The 15,585-nt window shown below is 68.7% G+C and carries 16 protein-coding genes and 1 pseudogene; 2 read left to right on the forward strand and 15 right to left on the reverse strand.

From position 1 onward, the window contains the following. Window positions 1-230: MerR family transcriptional regulator (locus ACIQMV_RS38095; RefSeq protein ID WP_402597670.1), on the reverse strand; the 230-nt coding region annotated here is incomplete at its 3' end. 66 nt (window positions 231-296) lie between these two features. On the opposite strand from ACIQMV_RS38095, the gene ACIQMV_RS38100 reads away from it, so the two are divergent. After that, a complete protein-coding gene (locus tag ACIQMV_RS38100; RefSeq protein ID WP_402597671.1) occupies window positions 297-1,781 on the forward strand; it encodes an alpha/beta hydrolase in 1,485 nt (494 codons plus the stop codon). 106 nt (window positions 1,782-1,887) lie between these two features. On the opposite strand, the gene ACIQMV_RS38105 is transcribed toward ACIQMV_RS38100, so the two are convergent. The 8 genes and pseudogenes from ACIQMV_RS38105 to ACIQMV_RS38140 all read right to left on the reverse strand — a co-directional run bounded on the left by ACIQMV_RS38105 (window position 1,888) and on the right by ACIQMV_RS38140 (window position 7,582). After that, window positions 1,888-2,304 carry a DUF4232 domain-containing protein gene (locus tag ACIQMV_RS38105; RefSeq protein WP_402597673.1) on the reverse strand — a complete coding sequence of 139 codons (417 nt, stop codon included), beginning with the start codon at window positions 2,302-2,304 and terminating at the stop codon, window positions 1,888-1,890. 344 nt (window positions 2,305-2,648) lie between these two features. Beyond that, window positions 2,649-2,792, reverse strand: a pseudogene (locus ACIQMV_RS38110) (IS5/IS1182 family transposase); the annotation flags it as partial. A gap of 365 nt (window positions 2,793-3,157) precedes the next feature. Next, on the reverse strand, window positions 3,158-3,952 hold the full coding sequence (locus ACIQMV_RS38115; protein WP_402597675.1) for a hypothetical protein: 795 nt from the start codon (window positions 3,950-3,952) through the stop codon (window positions 3,158-3,160). Window positions 3,953-4,314: 362 nt separating this feature from the next. After that, window positions 4,315-4,599, reverse strand: a complete 285-nt coding sequence (locus ACIQMV_RS38120; RefSeq protein ID WP_402597677.1) for a hypothetical protein — start codon at window positions 4,597-4,599, stop codon at window positions 4,315-4,317. Further along, window positions 4,596-5,096, reverse strand: coding sequence for an HNH endonuclease (locus ACIQMV_RS38125; protein ID WP_402597678.1), 501 nt, complete (start codon window positions 5,094-5,096; stop codon window positions 4,596-4,598). The genes ACIQMV_RS38120 and ACIQMV_RS38125 overlap by 4 nt, the downstream gene beginning before the upstream one ends. Before the next feature lie 274 nt (window positions 5,097-5,370). After that, the gene (locus ACIQMV_RS38130) at window positions 5,371-5,652 is read right to left on the reverse strand and encodes a hypothetical protein (RefSeq protein ID WP_402597680.1); all 282 of its coding nucleotides are present in this window, start codon (window positions 5,650-5,652) and stop codon (window positions 5,371-5,373) included. A 366-nt stretch (window positions 5,653-6,018) separates the two neighbouring features. Beyond that, window positions 6,019-6,813, reverse strand: a complete 795-nt coding sequence (locus ACIQMV_RS38135; RefSeq protein ID WP_402597681.1) for a carbon-nitrogen hydrolase family protein — start codon at window positions 6,811-6,813, stop codon at window positions 6,019-6,021. A 10-nt stretch (window positions 6,814-6,823) separates the two neighbouring features. After that, the gene (locus ACIQMV_RS38140) at window positions 6,824-7,582 is read right to left on the reverse strand and encodes an HpcH/HpaI aldolase/citrate lyase family protein (protein ID WP_402597683.1); all 759 of its coding nucleotides are present in this window, start codon (window positions 7,580-7,582) and stop codon (window positions 6,824-6,826) included. A gap of 56 nt (window positions 7,583-7,638) precedes the next feature. Here ACIQMV_RS38140 and ACIQMV_RS38145 point away from each other — a divergent pair, with 56 nt between their 5' ends. Then, window positions 7,639-8,319: a GntR family transcriptional regulator gene (locus ACIQMV_RS38145; RefSeq protein ID WP_402597684.1), complete on the forward strand. Its 681-nt coding sequence runs from the start codon at window positions 7,639-7,641 to the stop codon at window positions 8,317-8,319. A 27-nt stretch (window positions 8,320-8,346) separates the two neighbouring features. Here the strand turns inward: ACIQMV_RS38145 and ACIQMV_RS38150 are convergent, their stop codons facing one another. The 6 genes from ACIQMV_RS38150 to ACIQMV_RS38175 form a co-directional block, all read right to left on the reverse strand. Continuing rightward, complete coding sequence (locus tag ACIQMV_RS38150) at window positions 8,347-10,023, reverse strand: ABC transporter ATP-binding protein (RefSeq protein WP_402597685.1); 1,677 nt, start codon at window positions 10,021-10,023, stop codon at window positions 8,347-8,349. 39 nt (window positions 10,024-10,062) lie between these two features. Then, window positions 10,063-10,866, reverse strand: a complete 804-nt coding sequence (locus ACIQMV_RS38155; protein ID WP_402597687.1) for a creatininase family protein — start codon at window positions 10,864-10,866, stop codon at window positions 10,063-10,065. A gap of 45 nt (window positions 10,867-10,911) precedes the next feature. Continuing rightward, the gene (locus ACIQMV_RS38160) at window positions 10,912-11,805 is read right to left on the reverse strand and encodes an ABC transporter permease (protein WP_402597688.1); all 894 of its coding nucleotides are present in this window, start codon (window positions 11,803-11,805) and stop codon (window positions 10,912-10,914) included. 2 nt (window positions 11,806-11,807) lie between these two features. Further along, window positions 11,808-12,752 (reverse strand): ABC transporter permease, encoded by a 945-nt coding sequence (locus ACIQMV_RS38165; protein WP_141365703.1) that lies wholly within the window; start codon window positions 12,750-12,752, stop codon window positions 11,808-11,810. Further along, window positions 12,749-14,332 (reverse strand): ABC transporter substrate-binding protein, encoded by a 1,584-nt coding sequence (locus tag ACIQMV_RS38170; protein ID WP_402597689.1) that lies wholly within the window; start codon window positions 14,330-14,332, stop codon window positions 12,749-12,751. The genes ACIQMV_RS38165 and ACIQMV_RS38170 overlap by 4 nt, the downstream gene beginning before the upstream one ends. Before the next feature lie 747 nt (window positions 14,333-15,079). Beyond that, window positions 15,080-15,409 (reverse strand): STAS domain-containing protein, encoded by a 330-nt coding sequence (locus ACIQMV_RS38175; RefSeq protein WP_402597691.1) that lies wholly within the window; start codon window positions 15,407-15,409, stop codon window positions 15,080-15,082. Between the last annotated feature and the right edge of the window lie 176 nt (window positions 15,410-15,585).

Below are 15,585 nucleotides of genomic sequence, written 5' to 3' on the forward strand. Positions count from 1 at the left end.
TCCCCGGAGTCGAGAACACGCCTGATCTCGGATACGGGGACGCCGAGGGAGCGCAGGGACCGAATCGTGCGCAGCCGAGCCAGGGCCTCGGGCGCGTAGCGCCGGTGGCCGCCGCTGCTGCGCGCCGCTTCGGGCAGCAGGTTCTGGTCGGAATAGAAGCGAACGGTTTTGACCGTGGTCCCTGCCTGCGCGGCGAGCTCGCCGATACTCAGTGTGGCGTCCAATGGCAAGGGTTGAACCTCCCTCAGGGGGAGTTCCTAGGTTACCTGCGACGACCCTACTGTCTGGAGGCGTTGATGTCCGTTTTCGTCCTGGTCTCCGGCCCGTTCACCGACGGGCGGATCTGGAATGAGGTGGCCGACCGGCTTCGGGAGAAGGGCGCCGGGGCGCACCCGGTGACGCTGAGCATGCAGCCCGACGCGGATCTGGAGACGCATGTCGAGGACGTGGTCCGGCTGATCGACTCCCTCGACACGCCGCAGGTGGTGCTGGTCGGCCACGACTACGCCATCCACCCGGTGCTGGGCGCGGCCGGCCTCCTCCCGGAGCGGGTCGCTCGCCTCGTGCACCTGGACGCCGGGCTGCCGCAGCACGGTGACCCGGCGCTGGCCCTCGTCCCGGACCCGGTGGTGCATCAACTGCTGGGTGCCGACGGCAGCCCCCGGCCGATACCGCCGCCGGGGCCGCAGGACTGGCACCGGTGGGGCAGCACCGAGGGCCTCTCGGCGCGCCAGTTGCAGCTGCTGAGCCGGCTGGCCGGCCCCCAGCCGCAGCGCACACTGACCCAGCCGCTGCGACTGACAGGCGCGGCGGCGGCCGTGCCGACCAGCGGAATCCTGTGCACGGCGGGAGGGGTGACCGTCGAGGTGGTCGAGGCGCTGGTGCGCAGCGGACCGCCGCAGTTCCGGAAGCTGGCCGATCCGCAGGTGGGCTTCTTCGAACTGGCCACCGGTCACTGGCCGATGCTCTCCAGCCCGGACGAGCTGGCCGAGGTCCTGCTCCGCGCGGCCGCGGGCGAGGGGCGGCGGCTGGCCGTACCCGAGGGCGAGCCGCCCTTCCTCCGGCCGTTCCTGATGGAGCTCCCGGAGCGGCCGCGGGTACGGAACGGGCGCGTGGACGTGCACCTGCCGGAAACGGGGGAACCGCACGGTCCGTGGCCCGCGGTGCTGTTCGTGCACGGCGGCCCGCTCCCGCCCGACCTCATCCCCGCGCCGCGCGACTCACCGTTGTATGTCGGCTACGCCCGCTACGCAGCGAGCCTGGGCGCGGTGGGCGCCGTCGCGGAGCATCGCCTGCACGGCATCACCGACTACGCACGGTCCGCGGGCGACGTGACCGAGGCCATCGAACTGCTGCGGGCCGACCCACGCGTGGACCCGGAGCGCGTCGCCCTGTGGTTCTTCTCCGGCGCTGGACTGCTTGCCGCGGACTGGATCGCTGCCCCGCCCGGGTGGCTGCGCTGCCTGACCCTGACCTATCCGGTCCTGGCCCCGCTGCCCGGCTGGGGCGCGGTCGCCCCGCGTTTCAGACCGACCAGCGCGCTCCGGGCCAGCGGAAGGACGCCGCCGCCCCTCCTGCTCACCCGGGCGGGTCTGGAGACGGCGCACATCGCCGCTACCGTCGAGGAGTTCGTGACCGCAGCGGAGGAGACCAAGGCCCCGATCGAGATCATCGACGTCCCGCACGGCGTCCATGGCTTCGAGATCCACGACCCGACGGACGAGTCCCGCAAGGCCGTGGCCGGCGCCATGCGTACAGTGCTCGCCCATCTGGGGCCCTGACGCCCCCTGGAAGCCGCCAGGAACACCGGCCACCACGCCACGGCCCGTTTACCGGTGGACTGTAGACGTGCTGGAAGGCGGTAACGCGTCACTGGCCGACGGGCCGTCAGAAGTCGTACGGCTTCTTGGTGCTCCAGTTCAGCGCGTCGGCCTCGTTCCAGCTGAACTGCGGCTTCTGGCCCTTGGTGTCGACGGAGTAGAAGGGACCGTTGTGACCGTCCGCGCCGCGCAGCGCGATGGCGAACGAGTGCGCCGTGTGGTTCTTCGAGCCGTAGTCGAAGAGGTTCACCGCGCTGTATGCCCTGCCTCCGGGCCGGAGCGTGATGCGCTTGTCGCCGCCCGGGTTGTCCTTCTTCAAGTGCGGCAGTGCGGCGCCGTCGACGTCCTCGCCAAGCTTCACCGCCGGGTACGAGGTGACCCAGCATGGCTTGGCACCCTCGTTCGACGCGGTGACCAGCAGGTGGTCCCCCTGCTGACCGGCGAACCGGTGCACAGCGGTGACCAGCGGTGCACAGCGGTGCACAGCATCTCGTCTCCGCGGCACTGCCGGGCGCCGGCCATTGTGCCCTTGCTCGCGGTCTCGTCCGTCCCGCCCGAAGCGGCCGCCGAGCGCGCCCCCCTCCTTGATGTCACCACCGCTGTGGGCCTGCTCCGCGCCGCCCTTGCCGCCCCCGTTGAACACGGACCGGCTCCGCGCGGTACCAGCGGCGCGGTCGCCGCCCGCCGCCTTCGAGCCGTCGTCGGCGCCGCCGCAGGCGGTCAGACCTTGTCGCCGGGTGGACCTGGCCAGACGGAACGGCTGCGCGGGGCGTACTCGCGGCCGTCGCGCTGCGGTAAGTGGTCGCGCGGGAGACAGTAGGCGTGTGGTCAGGGTCGGCGGTCCGGGCGTTCGTCCCAGCGGTGAGTTGTCCAGGACCGCCGGAGCAGGCTGCGCACGGTGATGATTGCGTCGGCGAGGTCGAAGAAGGCATCGATGACGGTGACGCGACGCTTGTAGCACCGGGCGAGACGTGGACGGTTCTGGTCGTCGCCGAACCACTCCCGAAGGTGCTGCATGGCCACCGGGTTGTCCGCTGTCTCCTCCTCGCGCGGCAGCGTCTTGTGGATTCCGGAGAAGAAGCCGGAGCCGGTTCCCTTCAGCCGGATGTCGACCTGGGACGCTTCGAAGCGTCGCGCTGCAGTGCCGTGAGCCAATTGCGGCGGCGGGCGCTGCGGACGAGGGTGTCGATGAGCTGCTTGCGGCTCATCTTCGACTGGTGCTCTTCCAGTTGGGCATCTCCGTCGTTGCTTCAACCCAGGTCAGAGCCTGTCTGTGGTCACGTGTTGGTACTCCAGCAGTTCGGCTGCTGGAGTACCAAGAGTTCCACATCCGGCGACTACTTGAGCGCTACTGCGTCACCGGCCGACACGATCCGGGCCGTCGTCGTCGTGCCAGGGAAGTACCAGCGCCAACTCCCCGCCGCTGTGACGGTCACCTTGGTGCTGAGCTGCCCGGAGCTACCCGTCTTCACAGTTTTGACCGTGCTGTAGTGCGTGGCGCCGGCCTTGCGGTACTGGAGCTTCACGACCTGTCCGGCGAACCCCTGGTACTTCAGAGTCTCCCAGTTCGCCCGCGACAGTTTGCCGGTGATCGTGAGCTTCGCGCCCTTGGCGACCCGCTCGGGGGCCGCATCCGTCGTGAGCCGCGAGGCGCGCTTCACCTTGTACCGGGCAATATCATCGGAAATCCAGTAGTCGCCGTCGTTGGCCTTGACAGTGGCGTTCACCGTCCAGAGGCCGGCGACCTTGTTGGAGTCGATATCGTCGCTGGCCGGGATCCAAGCCGGGTCCACTGTCATGGTTGCCGTGCACACCGACGTGGTCGAGGTCTTCTTCCGGCACGTCGTGCCAGTCCAGCTGAAGAAGCCGTAAAGGTTGGAACGGTTGAAGGTGCTGACGTGGGTGAGCCCCTTCACCCCTGAGTTGTCCTTGACGGTGATGGCGATCGGGAACGTCACCTTCTTCGCCGTGCCGACGGTGACGTTGGCCCCGCCGTTGACGACGGTCGACACCACCCGGACATCCCCCCGCCCCTCGGCGTGGGCTCCCGTCGCCGCCAGCAGCACCAGGGCGACTGCCCCTCCTGCCGCCACCCAGCCGGTTCTTCGCCCGGAGCGTGTTGTGCCTTTCATAGTCCTCCCCTTGTGAACCGATCACGAAGTCGATCAGTCAGAGAGGCTACACACGAGGTCCGCCACTACGCGTTCGTTTTGTCGTGACGTTGTACGTCACCGCTCCGCCCCTGGCCGACACCCCACAAGTAGGCACGCACTCCGCAGTCGGTAGCCCCTCACGAGCGCTTCACCAAGCTGACCGCGGCGGCGTCCATGCGGACCTACGCCGTGGGGTGATCCGCGGAGGCGGCGGATTCTTCACCAGCCAGGCCGTCGATCGCAACGCTTCCCAGGGCGGCTGCGGTCACCACCAGAGCAAGGAGGACTCTCTTCATGATCGAAGCAACGGCCGGCTCTCCCGCCTCTGCCGGCCTGCTCGTTCAGCGCGGGGGCCCCGCGCCGCCGCCGTGGCGGACCCGTTCCAGGACGTGCTCGTGCAGTGCGGCCAATCCGGCTGCTGGCAGTGATACCGGGCTGCCCGTGAGGGTGTACCACTCGTCCGCGTCGGTGTACTGGATGGTGATGTCGGCGCACCCGTCGGGCATGAGGCTGCTGGCGATGGTGAGGTCGCCGGTGATGACGCCGACTTCGTCGGTCATCGCACCGCCGGGCCGGGCTTTCACCTCGTCGACGAGCTGCTCCTGTTGTGGGTCGTGGTCGCTCATGAGGAGCAGGTGCCCAGCATCTCGATGAGTGTGTTCTTCTCGGCCCCGGCCACCGATAGCTCGTACGTCGCCCTCGCCGACGCCCGGGCCCGGGCGTCGGTGCACCAGTACGGCTGCCACTCGTCCGGCCCTTGACCGCCCTTGGACCGATTCGAGGCAGCGGAGACGGCCTGCAGCTGCGGGTGCGTCAGGTCGTTCGCGAACGCCTTCCGCTTCTCCTGCGTCCAGCCAGCGGCGCCGGAGCGCCACGCATTGGCGAGCGGCACCATGTAGTCGATGTCGAGGTCGGAGGCGCTTGTGAACGTCTTGTCGTCGTACACGCTCACCCAGCGCCCGGACACCGCCAGGCACTCGGCATCGCGCTGCACGCCTGTGCCGTCCCCCTCCAGCACCTCCTCGCGGGTGTCGCACTTGACGCCCTGCTGAGCCCAGTGAGGGAACTTGGCGCGGATGTAGCCACGCACAGAGCCGTGCGGCGCCACCTCCAGCCTCGCCAACTCCGCACGGGCGCCTGCTCCGCGGTCAGGACGCCCGGCAGCGTGCCCGACTCAGCAGCCTCGCCGCCCGGAGCGCCAGCGGACGCGGAGGTTTTGTTGTCGGGCGCCTCGTGCGACGGCCCTTCTCCGATAGCTGAGCATCCGTCCAACACGAGCACAGCCAGGGCCGCCAAACCACCCTTGAGTTAACCGTGCTGACGCCCCATGACCTGCCCTATTCCCTCGCTCGATGGCCGTACGCCGCAGCATACGAGACCCGCGCAGCCCGCTGGCTTCAACAACTCGCAGCCTTCCCTGAAGGGTTGGCCGGGCTCAGCGCCGGTCGCCCGCCTGGCGCACAGCCTGGGTTTTCGCTGGTGTCGTAGAAGGCACCGTTGGTGAAGATGGCTGACGCGGAGGCGTTGGGGTCCTTGTAGAAGGCGAGCTTGCCGCGGCCGAGCCCGACCGCCGAGCCGGCGATCGTCACGCCGTCCCGGGCGGGATGGATGGAGAAGACGTGGTCGTTGTCACCGCGGACCTTGCCGTCCGGCCCGGGCAGCAACGCGGACACGTTCACCGCAAGGTCCTGCACTGCCAGCTACAAGATCAGCGGTGCCGCGCCGTCAGCAATGCGCGGGTTCGCCCACTCCCCCGCCTCCAAGGGCAGGCGGGGCACAACCAGGTCGCCGGGGGCAGCCAATGCCGGCGGCCCGGGTCGGCGGCGTTCGGTGGGCGCGCCGTGCGGGCGGTGGGTCGGTCACGATCGGCCAGACCGGCCTCGTGGTGGCGATCTCGCAGGACCAGGGGCGAGTGGCGGCGCGCTTGGGCGGACAGGTGACGGCGGTGGAGGAGGCCGTCGCGTTCAGGGACAAACCGGCAGCCGGTAGCGGAGTCCGGGTGACTCCGCTACCGGCTGCCGGCTGGCCCCGGCACGACTGGCCCCTCAGTCGAAGACGACCCGGAACCTCCGGTTCGCCAGGCTGGGGTTCTTGGCGCGGACGGCCTCCACGCGCGCCGCGTCGACGACGGCGGACGCCACCCCGGGAGCCTCGCCCGCCGATGCCGCCACATGGCCCATCGGGTCCACGATGAGGCTCTGGCCCGTACAGATGGGGCCGGTCTGACCGCAGGCCAGGACGTAGGCGGTGTTCTCGATCGCCCGGGCGCGGACCAGCGTGGTCCAGTGGTCCTCCTTGGCCGGGCCGACCACCCAGGCGGCGGGGACGACCAGGGCCGTGGCACCCGCGTCGATGAGGAACCGGGCCATCTCCGGGAACCGGAGGTCGTAGCAGGTCATGACGCCGAAGGTGACCCCCTCCAGGGTGAAGAGCAACGGCGAGGGCGTATGGGCCTGGACGCGGTCCGACTCGCGGTACCCGAAGGCGTCGTAGAGGTGGACCTTGCGGTACGCCCCGAGGGGATCGCCCTTCTGGTCCACCGCGAGGACGGTGTTGCTGGGCCGTTCGCCCTGGGCTGCCGGTGTCTCGGTCATGCCCGCCACGACGGCGATGCCGTGCCGCCTGGCCAGCGTGCCGATCGCGGTGGCGAACGGGCCGTCGATCCGCTCGGTGTGCTGGACGATGTCCGCCTGGGGGTCGGGGTTGGAGTACATGGCGTTCTCGGGCAGTACGACGAGCTGCGATCCCTGGGCGGCCGCCTGCCCGATCAGGGCTGCGACGGCCTCGAGGTTGGCGGCCTTGTCGGTGGTGGCGTTGAACTGGCCGACGGTGGTGAGCATGGGCTGTCTCCTAGCGGTGCTGGTGGAGGGCGGCAGTGAGTTCGGTGGTCTCGGCGAGGGCCGCCCCGAAGCCGGCCATGAGGGCGCCGTGCTCCATGGTGAGGACCAGCTGGTCGGCCCCATGCGTCAGTGCGAACTCCTTCTCCGCTGCGGACCAGGCGGGCAGGACCCATGGCTTGCCGGCGGCGCGGGCCGCGTCCGCCACCAGCTGGAGGTCGGCGAAGTCGTCCGCGGACCGGGTGTAGGCGCCTCGCTCACGACGCATGGAGAGGTCGCTGGGGCCGACGAAGACACCGTCGACGGTGGGGAGCGCCAGGATGTCCTTGATCTCGTCGATGGCGCCGGCGTCCTCGATCATCGGGTATACCCGGGTCTCGCGGTCCTGCCGCGCGATCCAGTCGTCGTCGAAACCGCCGTACCGCGCGGTGCGGCCGCCGGCGAAGCTCCGGTCGCCCAGGGGCGGGAACTTGGCGAAGGCGCAGACGGCGGCGGCGTGCGTGGCGTTCTCGACGTGGGGGATGACGACTGCGGTGGCGCCGAAGTCGAGGGCCTGTTGGATCGGCCCGCGCTCCGGTCCCAGCACCTTCGCCAGCACATCGAGGTTCAGGTGTCGGAGAAACGGGATGAAGCGTTCGAGATCGGCGAGATCGAAGGAGCCGTGCTCGATGTCCAACACCACCGCGCCGTAGCCGAGCTGGGCGACGATCTCGGCTGCGGCGAAACTCGGGCCGGACAGCCAGGCGGCGTATCTGCGGTTTTGCTCAGGCACTGCGGGACTCCCTCAGAATTCTGGTATACATTGGGTATACATGGCAAAGGGGCGAGATGAACGGGTCATTCGACGAAAGCCGGCCTGTGACGGCCGGTGAGCGGGCGTACCAGTGGGCAAAGGAGGCGATCCTCAGCGGACGGTTCCCCGAGGGGTCGTTCCTTGAGGAGAAGGTGGTCTCCGACGAGGCGGGGGTGTCGCGGACGCCGGTGCGCGAGGCCCTCCACCGATTGGCGGCGGAGAAGTTCATCGACCTGCTTCCCCGGCGCGGCGCCCAGGTGCGGAGAGTGACGGCTGGAGAGCTTTTCGAGACCTACGAGATGCGGCAGGTCCTGGAGATCCACGGCTTCAGGATTCTCTGTGAAAAACACATCGAGATTCCGGCCGAACTCTCCGAGCATCTGGAGCTGATGGAGGATCCGGACCGTTTGGCACGGTGCCGGGCCGGGGATCGCGATGCCATCGCCGAACACGCGAAGATGGATTTCTTCTTCCACTATTCTTTTGTGAAGGCGACTGGAAACAGCGTCCTGATCGACCTCTATACGAGCCTTCAGCCGAGGCATCAGCGGATCGGGGTCAGAGCCGTTTCGGTCCGCCCCACGCGGCTGACGGTCATCGGTCCGGAGCACCGAGCGCTGCTGGAGGCGCTGACCGTGCACGACTTCGACGCTGCCGAGCGCACACTGCGCCGCCATCTGCAACCGGACGAGAGGGTGGTCTCGCACTTGCACTGACCCGCGGCCCCGGTGGGCGATGGCGCGTCACCTCGCCATCGCCTGCCAGAGTCTGCGGCGCTCGGCCTGTTCCGAGGGGTCGGGCACCGGCGCGGCTGCCACCAGCCTGCGCGTGTAGTCGGTTTGCGGGCTGTTCAGCACCTCGCGGGCGGGGCCCTGCTCGACCAGCCGCCCGTGCTGCAGTACGGCGACCTCGTGGGCCAGCAGCTCGACAACGCCCAGGTCGTGGCTGATGAACAGGCAGGAGAAGCCGAGCCTGTCCTGCAGTTCCTGGAACAGCCGTAGCACGGTGGCCTGGACGGAGACGTCGAGGGCGGAGGTCGGCTCGTCGGCGATGAGCAGCTCCGGCTCGAGGGCCAGCGCGCGGGCGATGCCGACCCGCTGCCGCTGGCCGCCGGAGAGTTCGTGCGGGAATCTGTCGGTCCAGCCGGTGGGCAGCTCGACCTGGTCGAGGAGGTCCAGCACACGCCTGCGGATGGCGGGGCGGTCCGCGAAGCGGTTGACGATCATTGGGGCGGCGATGGAGTCCCCGATCGACAGCCGGGGGTTCAGCGAGGATCCCGGGTCCTGGAAGACCATCGAGTACGTTCTGCGGAAGTCCCGCAGCGCCCGGCCCTTGAGGCGCGTCACCTCAGTACCGCAGATCTCCACCGAGCCGGCCGAGGCCCGCGCCAGGCCGACGATCGCCCGGCCGATGGTGGATTTGCCCGAGCCTGACTCTCCCACCAGGCCGAGGACTCTGCCCTTTTCGATGGCGAGGCTCACACCGTGCACGGCCTTGAAGCCCTTGCGGCCCAGCCGTCCAGGATATTCAACTTCCAGGTCGGTGACCCGGAGCGTCGCCGCCCCACCAGGGCCGGTGGCGGTGCCGGCCGGGGTCGGTTCCGTTCGCCCGCCAGCCTGCCGTCGCGGCACCGCGGCGAGCAGTTTGCGCGTGTACTCGTGCTGCGGATCGGAGAAAAGCCGGGCGACCGGGGCCTCTTCGACGACCTCGCCCTGCCGCATGACCACCACCCGGTCGGCGAGGTCGGCGACAACTCCCATGTCATGGGTGATGATGACGACCGCCGAATTGAGGTCCTTCTGCAGGCGGCGGAGGAGTTCGAGGATCTCCGCCTGCACCGTGACGTCGAGCGCCGTGGTCGGCTCGTCGGCGATGATGACCTCCGGCGAGCCGGAGACGGCCATGGCGATCATTGCGCGCTGGCGCTGGCCGCCGGAGAGCTGGTGCGGGTAGCTGTCGATACGGCGCTCCGGCTCGGGGATGCCGACCGTCGTCAGCAACTCCAGCGTCCGCGTCCGGGCCTCGGCGGCCGGCAAGGGCTCGTGGCACTGGATCGCCTCGATGATCTGCTCGCCGATGGTGTAGACGGGGTTGAGTGCCGTCATCGGCTCCTGGAAGATCATCGCGATCCGCTTGCCCCGGATGGCGCGCAGGGCCTCGGCATCGAGATCGAGCAGCTCGGTGCCGTCGAACTGGATGCTGCCGCGGCGCCGGGATTCCGGCCCCAGCAGACCGAGCACGGACATCGAGCTGACGGACTTGCCGGAACCCGACTCCCCGACCAGCGCGACCACCTCGCCCTTGGCCACGGAGAAGCTGACGTGCTTGACGGCGGGTGTCCAGGCACCGGCGATCCGGAAGTCCACCGAGAGCGCCTCGACCGAGAGGATCGGGTCGGAAGAAGTCGTACCGGTTGTCATGGCGTCTCCTCAGACGGTCACACAGGACGGAGCAGGGGGCTACTTGGCCGAGGTGTTCCGGGCGTACTCCTGCAGGTAGGCGGAGCAGAACCCGATCACCCGCTCGATCCATATCTCGCCGGTCTTCGCGCTGCCCAGGCTCACGTCGCCGGTGCACCCGGTCGGGCTGACCTCGGAGAAGTCCCACAGGACGGTGCCGCGGACGTCATAGCCGGGGATTGCCGCCTCGTTGTAGCTGGTCGGTGTCCAGCCGTCGGCGGACTCCAGGCCGCCGGCAACGGCGAGGTCGCTCTGCACCTGGTCGGGGAAGAGCGCGAGCATCGCGGAGTGCTCGGGCTCCGCCCCGTGGCCGTACGCCGTCGCCGGGTCCTCGTACACGTCCCGCATGAGCGCATAGCCCAGTTGCCAGGGGTAGAGATGCCCGATCAGGACCCCGAAGTCGCGCCGCGCGTCAAGGCTCGCACCAGTGACCGGCCCGACGTTGCCGCCGTTGTTGTCGATGATGACGATGCGTCGGAAGCCGGACTGGACCAGCGCCTCGATGAGTTCGTAGGTGACCGTGCGCAGCGTCGCCTGGCTCAGCGACAGGTTACCGGGGTAACCGCGGAAGGTGCCGGAGTGCCCGTAGTGGAGCGCAGGTGCGACATAGCAGTTGTTCTCCTTCGCCAGCCGGTCGGCCACCCACTCGGCGACGATGGAGTCTTCGTGGATCGGCAGGTGCGGCCCGTGCTGCTCGACCGCGCCTATGGGCAGCAGGATGATCGGGTCCTGTTCGGCCAGTTGCTTCACCTGGGTCCAGGAGAGTTCGCCGAGCCGGTGGGTGGTGGGGAGAGCCGCGGTCATGTGAGTCCTTTCGATATGGGTGCCGCCGTCGGGGAGCCGGGATGGTCAGGAACTCCTGCCGCGACGGCGCGGGTCGAGCAGGTCGCGCATGCCGTCGCCGAAGACGTTGAGCGCGAGGACGACGAGGATGATCAGTGCGGAGGGGTAGACCAGCAGGGTGGGCTGGACCTCGAGGAAGTCGCGTCCGGAGCCGACCATCGTGCCCAGGGACGGCAGTGGCGGCTGCGCCCCGAGGCCGAGGAAGCTGAGGCCGGCCTCCATTTGGATCGCGAAGCTCACCGAGAGGCTGAGCTGCACGATCACGGGGGCGGCGACATTCGGCAGAATCGTCCGGAGGGCGATGACGGTCGGTCGCGTGCCCATGATCTCCGAGGCCTCGACGTATTCCACGTGCCTGATCGCGAGCACTTGGCTGTAGACGATCCTGGTGAACCGGGGGATGTAGAGCACGCCGATCACCAGTACCACGTTGACCAGTGCCGGGCCGAGCACCGCCACCACCGCGATCGCCAGCACGATCGGCGGGAAGCTGAGCAGGATGTCGATGCCGCGCATGATGACGACCGAGATCCGGCGGCCGCCGTATCCGGCCACCAGCCCCAGCGCCACGCCCAGCACTGCGGCCACCAGGACGGCCGACAGCGCCACCTCCAGGGAGGTGCGGAGACCGATGAGCAGTCGGGAGAGGACGTCGCGGCCGAAGTCGTCGATGCCCAGGACCCCGCCCGAGGAGAGTGGTCTGCCGACGATGTCGCGGTAGTCGTGCGGGGCGATCAGCGGTGCGAAGACGGCGAGGAGAGCGACCAGAAGCAGGAAGGCGCCCGCCACGGAGGTCCTGCGGTTCGCCACCATCCTTCTGAGAAAGGATTTCTGGCCGCTACCGCCGCTCGTGGGTGCATCTGGCGGGGCCTGCACCAGGGGTTGCGGAACAGTGGTCATGATCAGTTGTCCTCCGCCCGGGGGTCGAGGGCCCTGACCACCAGGTCTCCGACCAGGTTGACCAGGATGACGATGGTCGCGACGGCCAGCACCACGGCCTGTATGACGGGGTAGTCGCGCTGTCCCACGGCGGCCATCAGCAGCGAACTCATGCCGGGCCAGCCGAAGATGGTCTCCACCAGGACCGTGCTGCCGATGAGCGTGGTCAGCTCGACCGTGGTCGCGGAGACCACGGGCAGCATGGCGGTGCGCAGGGCGTGGCGGTTGATCACACGTCGTTCGACCAGCCCTTTGGAGCGCGCGGTACGGACGTAGTCCGCCGTGAGCGTCTCGAGCATGGCCGCCCTGGTCATTCTGGTGATCACGGCGCAGGACGCCGCGGTCAGCGTGATCACCGGCAGGATCAGCGTCTGCAGATGCGTGAGGGGGTCCTCCAGCGGCGAGGTGAAGCGGCGTGGCGGCAGGATGGGGAGGAGGAACGCGAAGACAAGCAGCAGCAGTGTGCCGACAACGAAGACAGGGAGGGAGATCCCGAAGATCGACCCTGCGACCAGCGCGTGGTCCGCCGGCCGGTCGGCACGGGTGGCGGCCAGCCGGCCGAGGACGATGCCGAGCACGAGCGAGACGGCCAGGGCGATGAGGACCAGTTCGAGGGAGTTGCCGATCCGGGACGGCAGATCCTGCATCACCTCCCGGCCGCTGATCAGGGAGGTGCCCAGGTCGCCCTGGAAGAGTCGCCCCCAGAACCCGAGGAACTGCTTCATGAAGGGCTCGTCGAGGTGCATCGCCTGCCGTGTCTGGGCAACCTGCTCCTCCGTGGCGGAATCGCCGAGGGCGGCCCTGGCGGGATCGCCGGGTATGAGCCGGACCAGGAAGAAAACGATGCTGCCGACAACGAACAACTGCACGGCCGCCTGGGCGAACCGTCTGAATAGGAAACGCCTCACGCTGCCTTCTCCATCCAGGTCCGACGGAGGGCCACGGCGGTCCACGCGCCTTTCGGCGGGTGTTGGTAGCCCTTGACGTAGTGATAGTGGGCCTCGCCCTGCTCACGGCGGACGGTGTAGGTCATCGGGACCAGCTCCAGCGCCCGCCGCTCCGCTTCCAGGTAGATCTCGTCCCGCAGGCCAGGGTCGGCCGTCTGCCGCCCCTGGGCGAGGAGTTCGTCGATCCGGTCGTCCTGGAAGTCGAGGTTCATCGCGAAGGCGCCGGTGCCGCCGATGAAGTCGGCGAGGGAGGCGGGATCGCCGAACTTCGGTGCCGTCCCCCACGAGTGGACCGGGAACGTCTTGGCGGCCACGCTGGCTCGGAAGGTCAGCCACTCCTGCTGCGTGAGTTCCACCTTCAGGCCGGCCGCGCGCAGCCCGGGCAGCATGGCCTGCGCCGGCCGAGCGATCACGGAGTACGAGCTGGTGGTGACGACCGGCAGCGTGAGCCCCTCGTGGCCCGCCTGCTTGAGCAGGAACCTCGCCTGCTCCGGGTCGTAGGGCATCGTGCCGTCGAGTTGCCGTGCATAGCGGGCGAAGGAGTCGGACATGAGCGCCCCGTCCATGGGCTGTCCGTGTCCCAGTAGCGCGGTATCGAGGACTGACGGCCGGTTGATCGAGAGGGCGATCGCCTTGCGGACTCGTACGTCGTTGAAGGGCGGCTTGCTGGTCACGAACCCGACGAAGCCGAAGCCGAAGGTCCGGTCGGAGGCGAACTGCAACCGGGGGTTGCGGGTGATGACGCCGACGTGGGTGGCCGGCACGTAGTCGATCATGTCTACGGTGGCCGTGCGCAGTGCTGTCACCCGGGCGTAGTCGTCGCCCATGGGCTGGAAGACGATCCCGTTGAGATAGGGCAGTTCGGGCTCGTAGTAGTGCTCGAACCGGACGAAGGTGGTGCTGACGCCCGGGATGCGCTCCACGAACCGGAACGGGCCGGTGCCCATCATCTGGGTCTTGGTGTTGGCGCCGGACTCGATCCACTGCTTCGAGACGACGTTGGACGTCGGTGCTGCCAGGGCGAACGGGAAGGCCACGTCGGGCTGAGTCAGGCGGAATACCACCGTGGTGGCGTCGGCCGCCTCGACGGATTTCACCGCGTCGAGCAGCTGGCCGGAGGTGGCCGCGGTCTCCTTGTCCATCATCCGGCGGAAGGAGAAGACCACGTCGTCGGCGGTCATCGCCGACCCGTCGTGGAAGGCGACCTTCGGCCGCAGCCTGACCTTGTACGTGAGCTGGTCGGCCCAGCCGAACTCGGACGCGAGGTCGGCGACGATCTCCCCGGCGCCGTCGAACTGGACCAGGCCGTTGTAGACGAGCTGCCGCAGGTAGTCGGAGGCGCTGCCGGTAGAGACATGCGGATCCAGGTTGGCCGGGTCGGTGGAGAGCCCGAAGTGGAGCACCCCGCCCCGGCTCGGACCGCCGGCTCCCGGCCGGACGGCCTCCATGGATTTGGGCAGAGTCGCCGGATTGCCGCAGGCGGCCAAGGTGGCGGTCCCCAACGCGGCGGCGCCTCCCATGAGGAAGTTCCGCCTGTTCATCACTCCCATGACATCTCCACCCGCCAGGCCCAGAAAGGGGCCGTTCCGAACGAGAATTCACCGCGTATGGCGCATGTATACACGGGGTCCACGTGACGGTCAACGGGTTGCGCCGCACAGTTGTCCGAGCGTTTCCCGCCACAGAGTCAGGCTCGGTTCCAGCCCGGCGAACCGGAGAGGCGCATGTCCGACCAGGCCAGGCGCCCACACAGGTCGAGCTGCGCGCGCCACCCCTCTCGGGGAGCACCTCAGCAGCGCGGAGATCGCTGCACGAATAGTTATCTGCGCACACACCGTCGAGCCGCACGTCTCCTCGCCGCCGCCCAAGCCGCAGCTGCCGGATCGGCAGGCGCTCGCCCCGCACGCGGCCCGAGCCGAGCAGGCGCGCTCTGCACCCGCCCTGCCGGCACCGTTCATCAGCCGGGTGCGGAAGCGTGGGGAGCTGGCCGAGGCGGGAAGGTGCACCAGCTGGTGACCCTAGTCAGCCGGCAGCTGCGGCGGTTGCCGCACAGATCACGACAGGAGCAGAGGGCCCATTACGGGTCTCCCGATTCGGACCAGCCCTGCGAAGATTTCAGCAGCCCTGTTGCTGCCAGCTGCCTCAGAGCACGAGGCAGTTCAGTGGGCTGGATACCGCAGGCACGTGCCGTCTGATACGCCGCTGCCGACTTCCGGGTCCGTGTGTGCTGCAAGGTAGAGGCTTGCCAGTTGGGTCAGCGACCCGACTGCTCCTGCCGGGGGAAGGCCCTAGAACTCGTACGCGTCGCCCAGGCCGCCGTGTTGAAAGACCTTGAGCATCCGGGCGGAGGGGCACGTGATCCGCAGTGATCCCTCGTACTGCCGGATGAGCCTGGTGACCGCTACCACCGTGCCAAGCCCCATCGAGTCGAGGAACGGCACGAAGCACAGGTCCAGGACAAAGTGCTGGTGCCCGTCACTAAGCAGCGTGATCACTGCTTCACGGATCCTGGAATGAGTACGGACATCTACCTCGCCGTCGACCTCAACAACGGTCCAGCCGTTCACCTGGTCGCAGCTGACGGCGATGTCCTCGGTGCAGACGATGGTCGTTCGCATGGCCAACCCTCGCGGCTTGGGACGGACAAGGAACCCCCAGCGACGCGTTGCAACGCTGCCCGGGTGCGTGGTGCTGCGCAGATGCCGCCTGATTCCATCCAACGCACCCGTCCCCTGATCGCAAGCCGGGACGGGCCTGCGTCAACCGCGGCGGTTGCGCAGGACCGACCACAGGG

It is taken from the genome of Streptomyces sp. NPDC091412 (genome assembly GCF_044756885.1).
In the GTDB taxonomy this organism is placed as follows: domain Bacteria; phylum Actinomycetota; class Actinomycetes; order Streptomycetales; family Streptomycetaceae; genus Streptomyces.